The following is an 18,894-nucleotide window of genomic DNA, read 5'->3' as shown; positions in this document are numbered from 1 at the left end:
AGATTCCGGGCAGCGGTGATGCGCTGGTGGACGGCTGCAGGCTTCTGCGGCAGGTGGGCAACGGCGCGCTGTGCGGCCGATCTGTAGGCTGATCGTGAGATTAGATGAGGGGGGTTCCGGGTGGCGCAACAGCTGAGCATCGCAGTGGCGCAGCCGAGGTGCACGGCTTACGACGTGACGGCCAACGCGGTGGCTCACGCGGAGGCCATTCGGGCGGCGGACGCGCGGGTGGTCCTGTTCCCGGAGATGTCGCTGACGGGATACGAACTGGACGCGGTGCCGGTCACGCCGGACGATGAACGGCTGGCTCCGATCGTCGCCGCCTGCGCCGAGACCGGGTCGCTTGCCCTGGTCGGCGCACCTGTGCCGGGCCCGCGTATCGGCATCCTGGCTGTGGACGGAGACGGCGCGCGCGTGGCTTATGGCAAGGTGCACCTCCACGGCAGCGAGGCCGCCCACTTTGTGCCTGGGGAGCCCGCCGTGCTCGTAGTGGACGGGTGGCGGCTGGGGCTTGCTGTCTGCCGCGACACGGGTGTCCCCGAGCACGCCGCGAAGACGGCCGCGATGGGTATCGACGGGTACGTGGCTGGGGTTGTCCACGCCGATCACGAGGCCGACGTCCACGGCGAGCGTGCCCGCCGGGTCGCCGCCGACATCGGCGTATGGGTCGCCACGGCGGCCTTCGCGGGTCCGACCGGTGGAGGCTTCGACCGAACGTCCGGCCGTTCGGGCATCTGGTCCGCCGACGGGAAACTCCTCGCGGAGGCTGGCGCCGCCCCCGATGAGATCGCACGGGCGGTTTTCGTCAAGTGAGTCCGGGTCAGAGCGCGGGAGCCGCGACTGACAGACATGGCGGGTGGCCAGCCGGAGCTGTACCCCACGGGTCTCTCCGTCGCCGGGTTCTCCATCCTCAGCCTGACCGGAACGGCGCCCGGCGAGCTGCCGAGGTCGCCGACGTTTCGGACGGTGGACGAGGGGGCGGTGATCCTGCCGGTGACCGCGGAGTCCGGCCTTGCGGAGTCCTGGGAGGCTCATCGGCTGATGGGGCGCGGACGCGCCGCTTCCCGGACTGGGGGCCGGGGCATGGATGAGCCCATGGATATGGACCAGCCCATGGGCCAGGCTCGGGCACGGGCAGAGCCACCGGAGCCGACAGGGACGCGCGCCCCGGCGCAGGCCCGCGCCTGGCTCGCCAGCGCCCTCGCCGAGGCCCGCGCCGGGCTCGCCGAGGGCGGTGTCCCCATCGGGGCCGCGCTGTACGGCGCGGACGGCACCCTCCTCGGGCGCGGCCACAACCGCCGCGTCCAGGACGGCGACCCGTCCATGCACGCGGAGACGGCGGCCTTCCGGAACGCGGGACGGCAGCGCTCGTACCGCGGTACGACGATGGTGACGACCCTCTCCCCCTGCTGGTACTGCTCCGGTCTGGTCAGGCAGTTCGGGATCTCGCGGGTCGTCATCGGCGAGGCCGCCACCTTCCACGGCGGCCACGACTGGCTCGCCGAACACGGCGTTGAGATCGTGGTCCTCGACGACCCCGACTGCACCGCCCTGATGCGCGACTTCATCAAGAACCACCCCACCCTTTGGAACGAGGACATTGGTGACTGACGCCACACAACAGGCCGGCCCCGGGGCCACCCCCGCCGCCCCCCGCATCCCCACCATCGACCTGCGCCCCTGGCTCTCCGGCGACCCGGCCGCCCGCGCCGACATCGCCCGCACCGTCGACCAGGCCCTCCGGACCGCCGGTTTCCTGCTCGTCACGGGACACGGCGTGGCCCCGTCGCTGCGCAGCGGCATCCGCGAGGCGGCCCGCCGCTTCTTCGCCCTTCCCACCGCGGCGAAGGAGCCGTACACCGCCCGGGTCGGCGGCCGTGGCTGGCTCGGTCCGGGTGCCGAGGCGAACGGGTACTCGGAGGGTACCGAGACCCCGCCGGACCTCAAGGAGTCGCTGACGTTCGCGACGCACGAGGCGTTCGATGACCCGGAGACCAACGCGGAGTGGTACGCGCCGAACGTCTGGCCCGCCGAGGCGCCGGAGCTGCAGAAGCTGTGCGAGGAGTACCTGACGCGGATGGGCGAGCTGGAGAACCATCTGCTCGCGCTGCTCGGCGAGGCCCTCGGTCTGGAGCCGGACTTCTTCACGAAGCACATGGACCATCCGACGTACGGCTTCAACATCAACTGGTATCCGGGTACGGAGATCATCGGCGAGCCGCAGGAGAACCAGTTCCGCATCGGCCCGCACACCGACTTCGGGACGGTCACGATCCTCGACCGGCAGGCCGGCAAGGGCGGGCTCCAGGTCTTCACGGACGAGGGCGGCTGGGAGGACGCGCCCTTCGATCCGGCGGCGTTCACCATCAACATCGGGGATCTGATGGCCCGTTGGACGGGCGACAGGTGGCGCTCGGGCCGGCACCGGGTGCTGCCCCCGCCGGCCGACGTGCCCGCCGAGGAGCTGATGTCGCTGGTCTACTTCGGCGAGTGCACCCCGGGGACGCTCGTGGAGTCCGTACCGGCGCCGGTGGGCCGGGTCGCGTACCCGCCCGTGGACTCTCATGTCTACCTGCGGGAGAAGCTCGACTCGATCACAGTCCACTGACAGACAGCGAACTTTCGTAACCCAACGGTCACCAGGCGCCCTATCCCGAATCAAGTCCCCCTTTTTACACTGGTGTTGATACACCTCACAGCAGCACATCGGATCGGACCGCCCCGGGGGGAGTTGCGGTGCACAGAGGGCTGCACGGCCGAGGGGCGCTGTTCGACAGCGATCCGCCCGGTCTCGCTCCACGGCTCGTCGGCCTGCGTCCGTACCAGCACCGCTCGACGCCGCAGGAACACCCGAAGGAACTGCCCTTCGTGGTGTTCGCGGGAGGTCGGGGTCTCGGCAAGAGCGCGCTGCTCACCGAGCTGCGCAACGCGTGCAAGGGGCATACGCCGGTCGCGCTGGTGGACGGCGAGGAGGCACAGTTCTCGGGGCCGCCGCAGGAGCGTCCCGCCGAGGCCTGGTCGCCCCTCGCGCAGGCGCTCACCACGATCGCCGAGCAGCTCGCGGAGCCGGTGACGGGGGCCAAGCGGATCAGTTTCCCGCGGCTCGCGGCCGGGCTGCTGGCCGTCGCGGCGAGCGGCTGGAGCGACCGTGACCTGCCGCGCATCCGCCAGGAGGCGGAGCGGATCCTGCTGCTGAACGAGTCCGGTTCCTGGCTCTCCGGCTTCGCGAACCGCTGGGTGAACAAGGTCGTCGCCAAGCTGGTCGCCTCCATGTCCGGTACGGGACCGGTACTTGAGCCGATCATCGAAGCGACCCTGGAGGCCTTCTCGGAGGGCGTCTCCCCCACCCACCATCGGCTGCGCAGGGCGGCGGCCTGGTACCGCGACTACCCGAACGCGGGCGGCAACCCGAAGCTGGGGCTGATCCTCCTCTCCCGGCATTTCCGAGCGGGCGGCAACTCCCGTACCCACGCGGAGCGTTATCTCGTACGAGCCCTGCTGGCGGACCTCGACGACGCGTACACGGGGGCCTTGCAGCGCTCGCACCGGCTCGGCCGCCCCGTCGTCCTCGTCGACAACGTGCAGGCACCCGCGGGCCTGGGCCTCATGGAGTCGGTGCTGCGGGACCGCGCCGACGGCATCGCCGACCAGGTCGTCTTCTTCACCTCCCTACGGGGATACAGCCATCCGGCGCTCCGCAACGCCGTCCGCCGCACCCTGCCCGACGTCGCCCGGCGCAGCGACTGGACGCCGGACACCTCGCCCTCCTCGCGCGCGCTGCTCGTGTCGCTGCCGCCGCTGACGCCGGACGACACCCTGCACATCGTGGGCGCCACCTGCCTCGACGTCCCTGTCCCACCTCAACTCCCGCATGCCACTCACCGGTTGACCGGCGGCAACCCGCTCGGCATCGCCCTGCTCGCCGAGTCCGCCCACCAGAACCTTCCCGAGGCCGCAACCCTGGGCGCCCTGCTCACCACCGACGTCGCCCTGCTGGACGACCACGACGGACGGGCCGCCTACCAGGAACTCCTGGACAAGCTGGTGCCGGGCGACAGCCTGGACGAACTGACCGTGCTCGCCGCCGCCCACGATCCCGACTCGGCGCGTGCGCTGGCTCAGGCCCAACTCCCGGACGACTTCGGCGCGTCGGGCGTACTGGGTCTGGAGGCGCGGCTCGCCGAGGAGGGCTGGCCGGTGGCGGCGGACCAGTTCGTCGGCGACCCGTTCCTGCGCGCCCTGCTGCTGTTGCGCCTGCACCACCGCGACCCCGGCCACGAGCAGTGGAAGGCCGCGCACCGCACCCTCATCGACCACTACACCGACGTGCCCGGAAGCGACGACAACCCCGGCCGCGCCCAGTACCGGCTGCACCACGAACTCGCCCTGGGGAAAGCGGACTTCGCGGTCGCCTACCTCCGCGACACCTTCCACCGCGTCGACACGCGCGCCTGGTTGTCCGCGCTGGTCTTCATCGCCTCGGCGCCCTACTACCACGCGCACGATCCGGACGGCCACGACTTCGACGGCCACGACCACCGGGCAGCCGTCGCGCTCGGCCGCACGGACGCCGCGCAGTCCCCGCCGGACAGCGTGGACGCCGTACTGCATCTGCGGGTACGCCGACTCCTGCACGCCGTCTGGCAGTTGACCGACCCGCTGGTGCTGCCGGACCCGAAGGTGACCGAGCGGCTGCGGTTCGAGCTGGAGCAGCTGTCGAATCTGCGGCCCGCGGGCAACGCCCTGCTGTGGCGGGCCTCCAGGGACTGGCCGGCGGACGCGCTCGCGGGCCGGCCCTTCCGGGTCCCGGGCGACGAGGACGACGAGGGCGAAGCCGACTCATGACGCGAGACGGCGAAGCCAACTCATGACTCAGGACGGGGGCCGGTAAATGGCGCGCTGGTGGGTGTGGTTGCGTGAGGACGTCTGGGAGATCAGGTTCCGGCGGTACATCGCCCTGCTGCTGGCGGCCGTCCTCGTCGCCTTCGGCGTCTGGGGCGGTACGACACTGGCGCAGGAGGACCGTTCCTGTGCCCCCGGCGTCGAGCGTGCCGAGGGCAGTGACGAGTGTGTGGGCGTCTCGGCGAGCTCGTACAACTGGGGCCGCTCCCAGTTCACCGAGGCCGTACGGGCGATCGACGCGGAGAACAAGAGGCTCAAGCCCGGCAGTTGGGTCACCGTCGCCCTGTTCGAACCCTTCACGGCGACCGACGCGGACAACCTGGGCGACGCGCTGCACGAGCTCCAGGGCGCCTATCTCGCGCAGTACCGGGCCAACCACGACTCGAACGACCAGACTCCGAAGATCCGGCTCGTGCTGGCCAACCCCGGGACCACCGGCGAGCAGTGGCAGCACACGGTCGACCAGCTGGCGGGGATGACCACCGGGCCCGATCGGCTGCGCGCGGTGACCGGCGTCGGCCTGAGCACCGAGAACAACAAGAAGGCCGTCAAGGAACTCACCCGGCTCGGCATCCCGGTGATCGGCTCCTCCATCACGGCCGACGACCTCGCCAACGGGCAGGACGGCAAGGACCCTTACCCCGGGCTCGCCCGCGTCTCCCCCACCAACACCGACGAGGCCCGCGCCCTGGCCTCCTTCGCCGACGTCTCGCCCGGCAAGGCGCTCCTGGTCTACGACAAGCCGGGTGACCCGTACTCGCGCACGCTCCAGCAGTCCTTCGAGAAGCTGCTGGAGGGCTCGCCGTACCAGCCGCAGCCGTTCACCCCGCCCGCCGACCGCAGCGAGGAGGGCACCACCGCCAACACCTTCCGGCAGATCACCCACCTCGTGTGCGACACGGCGCCCGCCACCGACACCATCCTGTTCGCCGGCCGGCACACCCAACTGCGCCAGTTCATCAACGCGTTGGGCGACCGCGGTTGCCAGGACCGCAGCTTCACCCTCCTCACCGGCGACGAGGGCTCCTACCTCACCGGCGACAAGGACCTCGACCGCACAGCCCTCACGCACCGCATCTCCGTGCGCTACACGGCACTCGCCCACCCGGACGCCTGGCTCGCCAAGGATGCGCCGAAGAGCGGGGGAAGCGCCGCCGACGCGAAGGTGCTCGACGAACTGCTCGACGCCGGCGAGCGGAAGCCGGTCGGTCCCATCGGCGACGTCTCCCTCGAAGACGGGCAGACGATCATCGCGTACGACGCCATGACCCTCGCCGTCCAGGGCATCCGCGAGGCCACGGCCGACGGAAAGACGGTCCCGCCCATCGCCGACGTCGCCAACCAGTGGACGCTGACGAAGGGTTCCCAGCGGGTGAGTGGCGCGAGCGGCTGGATCTGCCTGGACGTCCACGGCAACCCGTACGACAAGGCCGTCCCCATCGTGGAACTGACCCCCGAGGGCAAGGCCCGCTTCGTCGAGATCGCCTGGCCGGAGGGCAAGCCCCCGGCGAAGGAGTGCCTGCCGCCTGCCTAGCCGCCGCGGACGGGGGCGCGGCGCCTTGCCCTGGCGGCCGAGCACGAGGTCCCGCCCGGCACTCCGTACGACAAAGGCCGGTTCCCGTGACCCGCGTCACAGGAACCGGCCTTCGCCGCAAGGGACTTGGATGCCCGCGAGGGACTTACACGCCGGCGTACGAGTGCTTGCCGGTGACGAAGATGTTGACGCCGTAGTAGTTGAAGATCCAGCAGGCGAAGGCGGCGAGCGCGATGTACGCGGCCTTGCGGCCCTTCCAGCCGGCCGTGGCTCGGGCGTGCAGGTAGCAGGCGTAGGCGACCCAGGTGATGAACGCCCAGGTCTCCTTGGGGTCCCAGCCCCAGTAGCGGCCCCAGGCGTCGCCCGCCCAGATCGAGCCCGCGATGATCGTGAAGGTCCACAGCGGGAAGGCGGCCGCGTTCACGCGGTAGGAGAACTTGTCGAGCGAGGCCGACGCGGGCAGCCGCTCCATGACGGAGGTCGCGAAGCGGCCCGGCTTGCCGCCGGTGACCAGCTTGTTCTCGTAGCTGTCCTTGAAGAGGTACAGCAGTGTGCCGACCGCGCCCACGTAGAAGACGGCGCCGCAGAAGATCGCGGTCGAGACGTGGATGTACAGCCAGTACGAGTGGAGCGCGGGAACCAATTGGTCACTGGCGGTGTACAAGACAGTGACGGCGAGACCGAGATCGAGGAGGACCGTGGTGATCAGGGGGAGGCCGAGCCATCCGACGTTCTTCTTCAGCGCGAGCATCACGAGGTACACCGTGACGGCGACGGTGGAGAAGGTGATGTTGAACTCGTACATGTTGCCCCACGGCGCCCGCTCCACCGACAGAGCGCGGGCCACGACGCCGGCCGTCTCGACAGCCCAGGCGACCACGGTGAGAGACACCGCGATACGTCCGTAGAGGTCGCCCTGTACGTCCCCGCCGTGCGCGCCGGGACCGTCGGGCACGTCCCGGGCGCCGGCCGCGGACCGGGTGACGACCTGGGGGCGCTCCAGGACGGCGGTGCCGCCCGCGTTCTTCACCGTGACCGCCGGAGCGGCCTTCTGAGGGGCGGTCAGCGCGGCGGCCGTGCGGGCGACCTTGCTGCGGCTGCCGAAGAGCCACTCGGCGATGTGCGCGAAGAAGGCCAGCGTGTAGACGGCCATCGCGGAGTAGATCAGCGTGTTGCTGATGTTGGCGAGGTGTTCGTTGGTGGCCGTGGCCAGAGTGGTTGCGGTGGCGAGAGTCATTGCTTCTCAGCCTTTCCGGCGGCAGGTACGGGGGGTTCGGCGTCGGGATCGGGGTGGTCTGCTTCTACGTCTACGGCTTCGTGTGCGTCTTCGTGTGCGTCTTCGTCTGCGTCTTCGTCTGCGTGTGGCTTGGTGGGCGCCTGGTCGTGCACGAGCGCGGCCAGGTCGCCGAGTTCCTCGGGGAGCTTCGTGGACTCGCTGCGGCCCAGGCCCGCCATCTCGACGAGGGTGACGCCGTCGGCGCCCCTGGTGGCCCGCACCCAGACGCGGCGGCGCTGGATGAACAGCGACCCGACGAGACCGAAGATCGCGGTGAAGGCTCCGGCCAGCGCCCAGTCACTGCCGGGCTGCTGGGTGACCTGGAAGCCGGCCCACTCCTTGATGTCCTTCTCGAAGGTGATCGAGCCGGCGCCGTTCGGCAGCGTCATGGTCTCTCCGGGCGCCAGCCTCGACTTGAGGATCTCGCCCTTCGAGTCCTTGAACTGCTTCATCTGGGAGGTGTCCAGTTGGTACACGTTCTGCGGAAGGCCCGAGTCGACCCCCAGGCTGCCGTGGTAGCCGCTCAGCGCGAGCACGGGGGCCTTGAGCGCGGGGAACTGGGAGAACATGTCGCCCTTGCCCGCGCCCGCGAAGGTCGGCACGAAGAAGGCGGCGAAGCCGAGCTGCTCCTTGTCGCCCTTCGCGTTCCGGTAGCCGTCCATGACCTTGATCGCGCCCTGCGAGGTGACGTTCGAGTCGAGCGGCAGCATCGGCACGGGCTCGGAGTAGACGACCTTGCCCTTGCCGTCCCGGACGGTGACGACGGGCGCGTAGCCGTGGCTGACGAGGTAGACCTTCGAGTCGCCGATCTCCAGCGGCTCGTTGACCTTGACCGTGGTCTTCTGCTCCTTGCCCTCGGCGCCCACGCTGTAGGTGATGTCCGCCTGGTAGGTGCGAGGGGTGCCCTTGTTGGGGCCGGTCTCCTCGTAGGTGCCGGTGAACTTCTTCAGTTCGAAGCTGAACGGCGTGAGGTCGTCGGTGGAGAAGAGGTTGCCGGACTTGAAGTCGTCGTACGACAGGAGCGTGTTGGAGAAGCCGTCGCCCTCGACGACCAGCTTGTTGCCCTCGGACTTGAAGAGCTGGCCCCAGGCGAAGGCGACCAGCATCACGACCAGCGCGATATGGAAGAGCAGATTGCCGGTCTCGCGCAGATAGCCCTTCTCGGCGGCGACGGCGTCCCCGGCGAGATGCGCCCGGAAGCGCCGCTTCTTCAGCACCGTGAGGGCAACCTCGCGGACCTGCTCCGGCTCGGCGTCGGTGCGCCAGGTCGCGTACGCGGGCAGCCGGTTCAGCCGCTTGGGCGCGCCCGGCGGCCGGCCGCGCAGCTGCCCGACGAACTGCCAGGTGCGCGGCACGATGCAGCCGATGAGCGAGACGAAGAGAAGGAGGTAGATCGCCGAGAACCACACCGAGCTGTAGACGTGGAACAGCCCGAGCTTGTCGTAGACGGACCCGAGCAGGCTGTGCGCGTCCTTGAAGTCCTGCACCTTCACCGCGTCGGTCCCGGACTGCGGGATCAGCGAGCCGGGGATCGCCCCCAGCGACAGCATGAACAGCAGGAGCAGCGCGACCCGCATGGAGGTCAACTGCCGCCAGAACCAACGGGCCCAGCCGAAGATCTCACGCCCGGTCCATGCCAGCCATCCGACGGCACCCGCCTTGCGTACGCCGCCGAAGGAGCCGGGGACGACGGTGTCGACCGGGGCGGTGGACAGCTGGGACCCGGCGGCACCGAGTTCCCCGTCGGCGCTCACACCGACGTGCCGACTCGCGGGCACCGCTTCCGGCGCCTCATCGGTGTCCCGTGGGGCCCCGCCCGTGCCGTCGGTCGTCGTCTTGCCCGTGTCAGTGGTGCTCATCGATCAGATCCCTACCGTGAAGCCTTCGGACCAGACCTGCATCTGCTGCACGAGGCTGTCCCACGCGCCGGTCAGCAGAAGGAGGCCGGTCACGATCATCATGCCGCCGCCGATGCGCATCACCCACGCGTAGTGGGCCTTGACCCAGCCGAAGGCGCCGAGCGCCTTGCGGAAGGCGACCGCGGCGAGGACGAAGGGCACGCCGAGACCGGCGCAGTACGCGACGGTCAGTATGGCCCCTCGGCCGGCGCTCGCCTGCTCCATGGACAGCAGCTGCACGGAGGCGAGGGTCGGGCCGATGCACGGGGTCCAGCCGATCCCGAAGAGCGCGCCGAGGACCGGAGCGCCCACCAGACCGGCCACCGGCCGCTTGTGGAAACGGAATTCGCGCTGGGTGAGCCAGGGCATCATCCCCATGAAGAAGACACCCATGAGGATCATGAGGACGCCGAGCACCTTGCTCAGCGTGCCCGAGCTCTCGTAGAGGGTCGCGCCGAAGAAGCCGAACAGCGCCCCGCCGGAGACGAACACGGCGGTGAAGCCGAGCACGAACAGACCCGCGCCCGCCGCCATCCGCCCCCGTCTGGCCTCCGCCAGATCCGCGCCGCCGACCCCGGTGACGTACGACAGATAGCCGGGCACGAGCGGCAGTACGCACGGCGAGAAGAAGGAGACGAGTCCGCCGAGCATGGCGATCGGCAGGGCGAGCAGCAGAGCCCCGCTGTAGACCGTCTCGTTCTTGCCGGTCACGCCTTCGGCGAGGGTCGTGCCAAGGCCGGAGGCTGCCCCGGGATGCGCGGACGCGGCGAGGTGCGCGGACGTCGCGAGATCCGTGGACGCGGCGAGAAGGGACACGTCAGGTCACTTCTCCGCGAGGACGGGAGCGAGCATCTCGCGCAGCTTGTCCTCGCTGAGGGCCTGCAGCGTGCGGGCGGCGATGTTCCCGTCCCGGTCGATGATGAGCGTGGAGGGGATCGCCTGCGGGTTCAGCGTGCCCTTCTTGAAGCGGAGCATCAGCTTGCCCGTGGGGTCGTACAGACTGGGGTACGTGATCCCCTGCTCCTCCTCGAAGGCCTTGGCCGGAGCGGTGCTGGGGTCACGGGTGTTGATGCCGACGAACTGAACACCCTGGGCCGCGGTGTCCTTGGCGACCTTGACGAAGTTCGGCGCCTCGGCGCGGCACGGCGGGCACCAGGAGCCCCACACGTTGAGGACGACGACCTTGCCCTTGTAGTCGGCGACATCGAGCTGCTTGCCGTCGACGGTCTCGCCGGAGAGGTCGGGCGCGGCGCTCCGTTCGCCCTTGGCGACGGTGGAGATGCCGTCCTCGCCTGCGACGAAGTTGGTGTTGCCCGAGCCTCCGGAAGTACCCCCGGAACCGCACGCGGACAGCGCGAGAGCCACGGCAGCGGCCCCCGCGGTCAGCAGGGCGGCACGACTACGGGTGCGGTTCGAACGCTGGTCGGCGCGGCAGGCAGCACTCATGTGAAAAGTTTCGCATGTCCGTTCCGGGGATCTTGCGCGCCCCCCTTGCGGGCGCAAACCCGCATTTCAGGCGGCCTTTTCGGACCCCTTGGAGGACTGTGTCCCGACATCGCCGCGGAGCGCCTTCCAGCCGCCGGCCGGCTCCTGCCCCACGTCCAGCGACTGAAGGCCGGCCAGCACCTCGGGCCGCTGCACGTCCAGCCAGTCCACGAACTCCCGGAAGGAGACGAGGCGTACGTCCTCGCCCTTCTCCTTCTCCCGCGCGATGTACGTGAAGGCGTTCTCGACGGCGTCCATATAGATGCCGCCGTTCCACTCCTCGAAGTGGTTGCCGACGAAGAAGGGGGCGCGGTTCGTCTCGTATGCCCGCTTGAATCCGGCGATGTAGGACCGCGTCGCCTGGGTGCGCCAGGCCGGGTAGTTGTAGGCGGGGGCCCTGGTCGTGTTGACGGACTGGTTGGCGAGGATGTTGTAGTCCATCGAGAGCACCTCGAAGCTGTGCCCGGGGAAGGGCATCGCCTGGAGTGGCAGATCCCACAGTCCCTGGTTCTTCCGCGGCCAGCGCTGGACGCCGCCGGGCGAGGAGGCGTCGTAGCGCCAGCCGAGCTGCCTGGCGGTGGGCAGCAGATTGCTCTGGCCGAGCAGGCACGGGGTGCGGCCGCCGATGAGTTCCGTCTCGTAGTCGAAGGGCAGCGCGGGCAGGTCGGTCCAGCCGCTGTTGGTCCGCCACTCCTTGACGAAGGACTTCGCCTGGTCGATCTCGCTGCGCCACTGCGCGGACGTCCAGTCGGCGACGGTTCCGGTGCCGGCGCAGAAGTGGCCGTTGAAGTGCGTGCCGATCTCATGGCCTTCGAGCCAGGCCTGACGGACGAGTTTCAGCGTCGTCCTGATGTGGTCGTCGGTGAGGTAGCCGATGTCGGAGGCGCCCTGGGGATTGTTGGGGGGCGCGTACATGCGCTTTTTCGACTCGGGGAGCAGATAGAGCCCGGAGAGAAAGAAGGTCATGTGGGCGTCGTGGTCCTTGGCGAGATCGAGGAAGCGGGAGAAGAGTCCGGTCCCGACCTCTCCCGCACCGTCCCAGGAGAAGATCACGAACTGCGGCGGGGTCTCGCCGGCTTCGAGCGGGACCGGCTGCGCGGGGCGCCCCGGCTGCTTGCCCGTAAAGGCGGTGGACCCGTCACCGAGGGGTCGCACGGGGTTCTTCGGAGCCCCCGGCCGCCCACTCCCGGAACCGCGACCCTGCCCCGCACCCTCTTGCGGTGCGGTACCGCAGGCCGCGAGCCCCAGCGCGGCCGTGACACCGGCGCCCAGGCCGATCATTCCCCTGCGACTGATGTCCCGCATTCCGTCCCCGTCTCCTCGCGCCCTCTCGGCCGGCTCCGGCCGACATCCCATGAGAGGGCGCGAGAAAGACAGGGGTTCCGCCAAACTCGCGCACATTTAGCTGTTTTTACGAAGATACGCTCAGATGGCAGGACTCCCTACGCTATGTGACGGGGCGTACGCCCTGCGGGGACAAGCGGACACTCCCCCCGTACGAGCACTCACGCGCCGAACGCCTTGTCCTTCCCCTTCACCGGCTTGGCGCCCGCGAGGAGGTGGGCGGGGACGAGGTCGCGCGCGGGCTCGGTGTAGCCGACGGAGACGATCTTGTCGCCGCGGTAGGTGAAGGTCGTCAGGGACGCCAGCGTGCACTGCCGCTTGCGCGGGTCGTGCCACAGCCGCCGCCGCTCCACGTAGGAGCGCACGATCCAGATGGGCAACTGGTGCGAGACACACACCGCTTCATGCCCACGGGCCGCGTCCTTGGCGGCGTCCAGCGCCCCCATCATCCGTACGACCTGATCCACGTACGGCTCGCCCCAGGACGGCTTGAGGGGGTTGACGAGGTACTTCCAGTTCTCCGGCCGCCGCAGGGCGCCGTCCCCGACGCCGAAGGTCTTGCCCTGGAAGATGTTCTCGGCCTCGATGAGGCGCCCGTCGGTCGACAGGTCGAGTCCGTGCGCCTTGGCGATGGGCGTCGCGGTCTCCTGCGCCCGCTCCAGCGGCGAGGCGACGACATGCGTGACGTCCCGCGACGAGAGGTGCTCGGCGACCCGGTCGGCCATCTGCCGCCCGAGCTCGGAGAGGTGGTACCCGGCCAGCCGCCCGTAAAGAACACCGTCCGGGTTGGCGACCTCACCGTGCCGCATCACGTGTACGACGGTGATGTCGTCGGCCTTGTCGGAGGCGCCGCTGCTGCCGTTGCCGCGGGCGCTGCTGCCGTTGTTGTTGTCGTCGTAGCTCATGCCGCCGTGGCCTCCGCTGCTGCCCGTGCCGCCGCCGGAAGGGCGTCGGCGATCCGCTGAATGGCCCGGTCGTCGTGCGCGGTGGAGACGAACCAGGACTCGAACGACGAGGGCGGCAGATACACGCCCTGCGCCAGCATCGACTGGAAGAACGCGGTGAACCGGAAGGACTCCTGCGCCTTCGCGTCCTCGTAGTCGCGCACCTCACGCCCGGTGAAGAAGACGGAGAACATGTTGGAGGCGTTCTGCAGCCGGTGGGTCACGCCCTCCTTGCTGAGCGCCTCGGTGACGAGGGTGCGGATCTGCTCGCTCACCGCGTCGATCTTCTCGTACGCGGCGTCGTCGAGCAGTCGCAGCTGCGCGAGCCCGGCGGCGGTGGCCACCGGGTTCCCGGACAGCGTGCCCGCCTGGTACACCGGGCCGGCCGGCGCCAGGTGGCCCATCACATCGGCCCGTCCACCGAAGGCGGCGGCCGGGAAGCCACCGCCCATGACCTTGCCGAAGGTCATGAGGTCGGGCTTGACCCCGTCGATGCCGTACCAGCCGGCCTTGCTGGTGCGGAACCCGGTCATGACCTCGTCGGAGACGAAGAGGGCGCCGTTCTTCGCGCAGGCGTCCTTGAGTCCCTGGTTGAACCCGGGCCGCGGCGGCACGACGCCCATGTTCCCGGGCGAGGCCTCGGTGATCACGCAGGCGATCTCGCCGGGATGCGCGTGGAAGGCGGCGTGCACGGCCTCGAGGTCGTTGTAGGGGAGGACGATGGTGTCGGCGGCCTGGGCCCCGGTGACGCCGGGGGTGTCGGGCAGCGCGAAGGTCGCCACCCCGCTCCCCGCCGCCGCGAGCAGCGAGTCGACGTGACCGTGGTAACACCCGGCGAACTTGATCACCTTCGCCCGCCGGGTGAACCCGCGCGCGAGACGGATGGCCGACATCGTCGCCTCGGTCCCGCTGGAGACCAGCCGGACCTGCTCGACGGGCCCGACCCGGGCGACGATCTCCTCGGCGAGGACGACCTCGCCCTCGCCGGGCGTACCGAAGGACGTACCGCGGGAGACGGCGTCCTGGATCGCGGCGATGACATCGGGCTGAGAATGCCCGAGAATCATCGGTCCCCAGGAACAGACGAGGTCGACATACTCCCTCCCGTCGGCGTCGGTGAGGTAGGGACCGTTACCGGACACCATGAACCGGGGCGTACCGCCCACGGCACGGAACGCGCGCACAGGAGAGTTCACGCCACCTGGCGTGACAACGCCCGCACGGTCGAATAGAGACTGCGAGGCTGGGGCTTCATAGGGATAAGGCAGTTCGGTCATGACCTGCGACGTCTCCGACTCCGGGGGGCTAGTGACCTACTCAGGGTAGGCCAGCTGCTTCCGGCCGCCGCGGGCACGAGAACGCGCCGTCGCGGGTACGCGGTGGACACCTGAGTGGAGGTGTCGTGAACGCGGGCGCCCCGTTCCACGTACGGAAGATCCCAGCCATCGCACAGCCGACGGGCCCATGCTCGGTACGACAAACGGGCTGCGGCCGCCGGCCATCTGCGAAACTGGGACCTGGTACGGACAGCTCACATGAACGATGGTGTTCAGAGGCCGCGAAGATCCTGCGGACAGGTGTTTCAGCGCACGTTTCGGCGTGCGGCCGTGGGGGAGGTCACTGTCACGATGATCGGGTTGCGTGGCGGGGGTCGCGCGCCTTAGAAAAGCAGTCGGGTGGAGAATATGCATCGCGGTGGCGGACTGGGCGAGGGGACCGATGACCTCGGTCCTCGGCGTGCCCGCGGGGGAAAGCACCGACGCGAGGCGGAGGAAGCGGCCGGAGCCAGAGCCGGACAGGACCCCGAGCGTGCCGACCGCAGGATCGAGCGGCTGGCGGCAGGGAGCGGGAATGGTGGCCGGGTGGGGGTGACGTACAAATACTTCGGCGCGCCCGACGGTGCGACGGCAGCCCGGGTCCCGATCTCGATGCGTCCCGAAGAACTCGGCGGCGACGAACTCGGGATGAACGGCATGTTCACCAAGATCAAGCCGGAAACCATGGCCGCCATGGTCCTCACCGGCATAGAAGGCGTCCCCCTCCACAAAGTGCCCCCGCTCGAACTCGTCGTCCTCCACCCCGACTACGCCGTCGTCAAGCTCCCCATGACCGTCGTCGACCCCCTCCGGGGCATAGGCGAGGAGCAGGTCGGCGCGGCGGCCTTCATCTGGTCGACGGTGCCGGACCGGGGCGGGCCGCGAGATGCGTACAACGTGTACCAACTGCTGCACGAGTGGCAGGACTTCAGCCACCGGCTGCATGAGGCGGGGCATCAGCCGTACTGCTTGGTGTGGCCCTGACCTGGGGTTTCGTTGGTAGCGGGCGAGGTCTTCGGGCCTCGCCCTTTTGCGTGGCGGGGAGGGGCCGTCAGGCGGCCAGGGCACACTGGTTTTGCTGGGGGCACTGATGTGCCCTGGATGCCGGGCCGGTCGCCCTCGTCTTCCGCCTCGGCTTCTTCCGTGATGGCGTCGTCGATCCCTTTGCGGGTGCGGGTCTCGCTGGACGGCAGCAGGTGCGTGTACGTCCGCAGCGTGAAGCCCGGGTCCGAGTGGCCGAGCTACTCGGAGAGCGCCTTGATGCTCTCCCCCGCGTCCAGGAGCACGGAGGCGTAGGCGTGCCGGAGGGCGTGCATGCCGTCTTCCGGGGCCGCCTGGAGATACCTCGCACCGCGCTCGCGCGGAGGGATCACGCCGGCAGCGGCCAGGGCGAGCTTCCAGGCGCCCATGGTGAAGACGCTGCGATTGTAGGCCCGACTCTTCTCATCGACGAAGAGGAGGCGGAAGGTCTTCGGTTCACCGTCCGGCTTCGCCCAGGGCAGGGCGACGGCGACGGGCGGGAACTCCTTCATGTGGGGCCTTGAGGGCGGCGGCAAGTTGGGCCGACAGGGGCACTGACCGGATCTTGTTGCCCTTGGGCAGGGCGAAGACAGGCTTCGTACCGACCAGCCGCACCTGGCGGTTGACGTGGATCCAGCCGCCCTTGAAGTCGATGTCGTCGACTGCGAAGCCGAACACCTCGCCCTGGCGCAGGCCACAGCCGAAGGCGAGATTGCCACCGGCCTGGAAGCGCTTCGGGAGTCCGGCGACGACCGCACGTACGCGCTCCAACGACCAAGGGATGATCTTCTTCTTGGTCGCCGTCGGCAGCTTGACCGACTTCGACTTGCAGGGGTTCTTCGGCAGCAGCCCGTCCTCCACGGCCATCCCGAGGATGCTGGAGAGGATGTCGAAGATGCCCTCGATCGTCGACACTTCCAGTTCCGCGTCCTGGAGCGTGCGGATCCAACCCTGAATGATCGAGGGCTGGTTGAGGGACCGCAGCTCGCGCCGACCGAGGTGCTCCACGATGTGGTTGCGGACGGTCGCCTCGTAGCGGAGCGCGGTCGTCGGGCCGACGGAGTTCGCGTCGAGCCACTTCTCCGCGTAGGCGCCGAGCGTCTGCTTCGTCTCAGCAGGGACGACGTAGGAGCCGCGACGAATCTCGACGTCGACTTCGGCGGCGCGATTGTCGGCCGCAGCCTTCGTGTCGAAGTTCTCCTTCCGCTGATGGCCGTCCAAGTCGCGGTAACGGACCTGCCAGCGCTTGCCGATGCCGTGATCGGCGGTGGGGACCATCCGCTTCGGACAGCGTGATCTCCACAGCAGAAGGCCCCGGATGCGACATGCCAACAGGGTAGTAACTAACCTTCAGGATTTCTGGCGCATCACACTAGCAATGGCCAGAGTGTCGGGCGAGATGCCTTTCCAGCGTGGCTCGGTCGCCTTGATGGCGCAAGAGTTCCGCGCGGCTGTTGCCGCAGCGGACGCCTGACCCGACCCTCAGCTCAGCTGCTATGGAGGGCCTGGCAGAATCGACGGCCTGCCGGATGAACTCGCCGAGCCGGTCACCGTCGAGGTGCGCGGTGAAGTCCTGATGACCAACCGCCCAGTTCGAGCACAACAACGAGGTGCACACGGCGGGCAGCCGTTCGCCAATCCGCGCGACGCCACGGCGGGCACCCTGCGCGCCGTGGAGCGCATCTACACCATGCCTACGCGTTCTTCGGCTACGGCCTGCTGCCCCTACCCGAGACCGAGACGCCGGTCGAAGAGTAGCCGGCGATCACTCATCTGCGGTCCTGGCCATGGCCTTCAGTACCCGCCCGAGGGACTGATCCACTTCAGCAAAGGTGTCGCTCAGCTGTTGGAGGCAGTTGCGTAGCTCCCCAATGTCTCCTTCCTGTTGCTCCAAGACGCGTGCCAGGTCCGCCCTCGCGTCTGCAAGCTGAGAGCGCAAGATGAACATCTGCAGGTAGACGTTGGGGTCCGCCGTGACCTGTTGCCCGCCAGGAGCACTGGAAGCGCCGGACCGGCTGGCCTCCAACTTGTTGATCCGTCCTTCCAGCGACTCAATCTCCACCTTCAGTTCGCTGGCCCGTGCCGCCCCGGCTTCTATCCGTGCGAACGCTTCGTCGCACCTCCTCATTTCGAACTCGTACTTCTCCTGGGCGTTTCGGCGAATCTCATGCGCCTCAGTAAGAAGCTCCCGCCCCTCGGCCTGTAGTTCGACCTTGACAGGGCGACCCGATCCTTTTTCGATTGCCGGGATCAGCTTCTTAATGTATTCCTCTTCCTCTGGCAGCTTCTCAGCCTTCTCGATCCTTTTCACGCTGCTGGGGTGATAGTGCATCTCGTTGCACAGGGCCTGTCGCGTAACGCCTGGCACGTCTGCGGCTTGGTCGATGATCTTCGTAAAGATCTGACCGAACTTCACCGCCGTTGACTCCTCCTCCGGCGCGTGCTCCGTGGTTAGGATGAGGTGCAGAGCGTCCGCCTTCTCCTTGGCGCGTGCGCAGCCCTCCAGGACTCCGTCAACCATGCTCCAGTCGATCTCGTTGCGGCGCTTCTTTCCCTGCTCGTAAGAGCCGCTGAACTCCATGCCCATGGTCAGCCTCCTCTAGCTGCCGCGCACGGCCGATACCAGACCCGCGATCGCAGAGACCAGGGTCGCCAAACAGCACAGCAGCGCAGCAAGATCAGTTATGCGCGTGTGCTCAGTGCGGGACGGGTCGTCTTCGGGTGGCATCGCCGTTCCTCTGCTGTGAGAATGCCGCCGCATCTAAGCGGGCGACAACCGATGTCTTCTCAGCATCATGGCCCGGATTTCAGCGAGACTCTCTCCTGTACACGTCCTTCAAATCCTGCGCGGCGCGCGCAGAATCTGCGCAGTCGTCTTGCTTGACATCTTGACGGGGACTGGTAATTACCTAAACCATCAGGCCATGGCACTCCTCTGCGTACCCACTCCACACAGTGGTCGACGCCTGTGATTTCCTCAGAGGAGTAGGCGTTGTTCGACCCGCTCCCACGGCCTCTACTGACGCCGAAACAAGGCCAGATAGGTAATGTCCAGCCGAGTGGTGTAGCAGCGATCACCTCTCAGGTCGCGCCTGCACCAGCCCCCTGGCCCGTTCAACACAGAGACTCAGCAAGATCGCGCCACTACACCACTGCGCGGGACGTGATCGCCAGA

Annotated in this window: 15 protein-coding genes and 1 pseudogene; 7 read left to right on the top strand and 9 right to left on the bottom strand. The window is 68.7% G+C overall.

What is annotated here, in order from left to right; genetic code table 11:
- The first annotated feature begins 120 nt into the window (after nucleotides 1-120).
- From ACIPC1_RS34705 to ACIPC1_RS34685, 5 genes are all read left to right on the top strand, one after another.
- Nucleotides 121-813, top strand: coding sequence for a carbon-nitrogen hydrolase family protein (locus ACIPC1_RS34705; protein ID WP_402524425.1), 693 nt, complete (start codon nucleotides 121-123; stop codon nucleotides 811-813).
- A 300-nt stretch (nucleotides 814-1,113) separates the two neighbouring features.
- On the top strand, nucleotides 1,114-1,611 hold the full coding sequence (locus tag ACIPC1_RS34700; RefSeq protein WP_402524725.1) for a nucleoside deaminase: 498 nt from the start codon (nucleotides 1,114-1,116) through the stop codon (nucleotides 1,609-1,611).
- On the top strand, nucleotides 1,604-2,608 hold the full coding sequence (locus ACIPC1_RS34695; RefSeq protein ID WP_402524423.1) for an isopenicillin N synthase family dioxygenase: 1,005 nt from the start codon (nucleotides 1,604-1,606) through the stop codon (nucleotides 2,606-2,608). Before ACIPC1_RS34700 ends, ACIPC1_RS34695 begins: the two co-directional genes overlap by 8 nt.
- A 128-nt stretch (nucleotides 2,609-2,736) precedes the next feature.
- Nucleotides 2,737-4,845, top strand: a complete 2,109-nt coding sequence (locus ACIPC1_RS34690) for a hypothetical protein (protein ID WP_402524420.1) — start codon at nucleotides 2,737-2,739, stop codon at nucleotides 4,843-4,845.
- 46 nt (nucleotides 4,846-4,891) lie between these two features.
- Nucleotides 4,892-6,436 carry an ABC transporter substrate-binding protein gene (locus tag ACIPC1_RS34685; protein WP_402524417.1) on the top strand — a complete coding sequence of 515 codons (1,545 nt, stop codon included), beginning with the start codon at nucleotides 4,892-4,894 and terminating at the stop codon, nucleotides 6,434-6,436.
- Nucleotides 6,437-6,581: 145 nt separating this feature from the next.
- Here the strand turns inward: ACIPC1_RS34685 and ccsB are convergent, their stop codons facing one another.
- The 7 genes from ccsB to hemL all read right to left on the bottom strand — a co-directional run bounded on the left by ccsB (nucleotide 6,582) and on the right by hemL (nucleotide 14,660).
- Nucleotides 6,582-7,673 carry a c-type cytochrome biogenesis protein CcsB gene (ccsB, locus tag ACIPC1_RS34680; protein WP_402524415.1) on the bottom strand — a complete coding sequence of 364 codons (1,092 nt, stop codon included), beginning with the start codon at nucleotides 7,671-7,673 and terminating at the stop codon, nucleotides 6,582-6,584.
- Nucleotides 7,670-9,571: a cytochrome c biogenesis protein ResB gene (locus ACIPC1_RS34675; protein ID WP_402524413.1), complete on the bottom strand. Its 1,902-nt coding sequence runs from the start codon at nucleotides 9,569-9,571 to the stop codon at nucleotides 7,670-7,672. The genes ccsB and ACIPC1_RS34675 overlap by 4 nt, the downstream gene beginning before the upstream one ends.
- A 3-nt stretch (nucleotides 9,572-9,574) precedes the next feature.
- The gene (locus tag ACIPC1_RS34670; RefSeq protein WP_402524723.1) at nucleotides 9,575-10,321 is read right to left on the bottom strand and encodes a cytochrome c biogenesis CcdA family protein; all 747 of its coding nucleotides are present in this window, start codon (nucleotides 10,319-10,321) and stop codon (nucleotides 9,575-9,577) included.
- 111 nt (nucleotides 10,322-10,432) lie between these two features.
- Entirely contained in the window at nucleotides 10,433-11,056 is a 624-nt protein-coding gene (locus ACIPC1_RS34665) for a TlpA family protein disulfide reductase (protein ID WP_402524411.1), read from the bottom strand.
- Nucleotides 11,057-11,122: 66 nt separating this feature from the next.
- Nucleotides 11,123-12,400 carry a hypothetical protein gene (locus tag ACIPC1_RS34660; RefSeq protein WP_402524409.1) on the bottom strand — a complete coding sequence of 426 codons (1,278 nt, stop codon included), beginning with the start codon at nucleotides 12,398-12,400 and terminating at the stop codon, nucleotides 11,123-11,125.
- Nucleotides 12,401-12,600: 200 nt separating this feature from the next.
- The gene (locus ACIPC1_RS34655) at nucleotides 12,601-13,248 is read right to left on the bottom strand and encodes a histidine phosphatase family protein (protein ID WP_402524721.1); all 648 of its coding nucleotides are present in this window, start codon (nucleotides 13,246-13,248) and stop codon (nucleotides 12,601-12,603) included.
- Nucleotides 13,249-13,340: 92 nt separating this feature from the next.
- Complete coding sequence (gene hemL / locus ACIPC1_RS34650; RefSeq protein ID WP_402524406.1) at nucleotides 13,341-14,660, bottom strand: glutamate-1-semialdehyde 2,1-aminomutase; 1,320 nt, start codon at nucleotides 14,658-14,660, stop codon at nucleotides 13,341-13,343.
- 585 nt (nucleotides 14,661-15,245) lie between these two features.
- On the opposite strand from hemL, the gene ACIPC1_RS34645 reads away from it, so the two are divergent.
- On the top strand, nucleotides 15,246-15,683 hold the full coding sequence (locus ACIPC1_RS34645; protein ID WP_402524718.1) for a hypothetical protein: 438 nt from the start codon (nucleotides 15,246-15,248) through the stop codon (nucleotides 15,681-15,683).
- Between the two features lie 77 nt (nucleotides 15,684-15,760).
- Here ACIPC1_RS34645 and ACIPC1_RS34640 read toward each other — a convergent pair.
- Nucleotides 15,761-17,003, bottom strand: a pseudogene (locus ACIPC1_RS34640) (tyrosine-type recombinase/integrase); the annotation flags it as partial.
- A gap of 274 nt (nucleotides 17,004-17,277) precedes the next feature.
- On the opposite strand from ACIPC1_RS34640, the gene ACIPC1_RS34635 reads away from it, so the two are divergent.
- A complete protein-coding gene (locus ACIPC1_RS34635; RefSeq protein ID WP_402524403.1) occupies nucleotides 17,278-17,583 on the top strand; it encodes a hypothetical protein in 306 nt (101 codons plus the stop codon).
- On the opposite strand, the gene ACIPC1_RS34630 is transcribed toward ACIPC1_RS34635, so the two are convergent.
- Nucleotides 17,485-18,306, bottom strand: coding sequence for a hypothetical protein (locus ACIPC1_RS34630; RefSeq protein ID WP_402524401.1), 822 nt, complete (start codon nucleotides 18,304-18,306; stop codon nucleotides 17,485-17,487). The two genes, ACIPC1_RS34635 and ACIPC1_RS34630, sit on opposite strands and share 99 nt — an antisense overlap.
- Nucleotides 18,307-18,894: the final 588 nt, after the last annotated feature.

The organism is Streptomyces sp. NPDC087263, from assembly GCF_044744645.1.
Lineage (GTDB): Bacteria > Actinomycetota > Actinomycetes > Streptomycetales > Streptomycetaceae > Streptomyces.
Note: the sequence above shows the minus strand (reverse complement) of the source record. Positions and strands in the feature narration are given on the sequence as shown.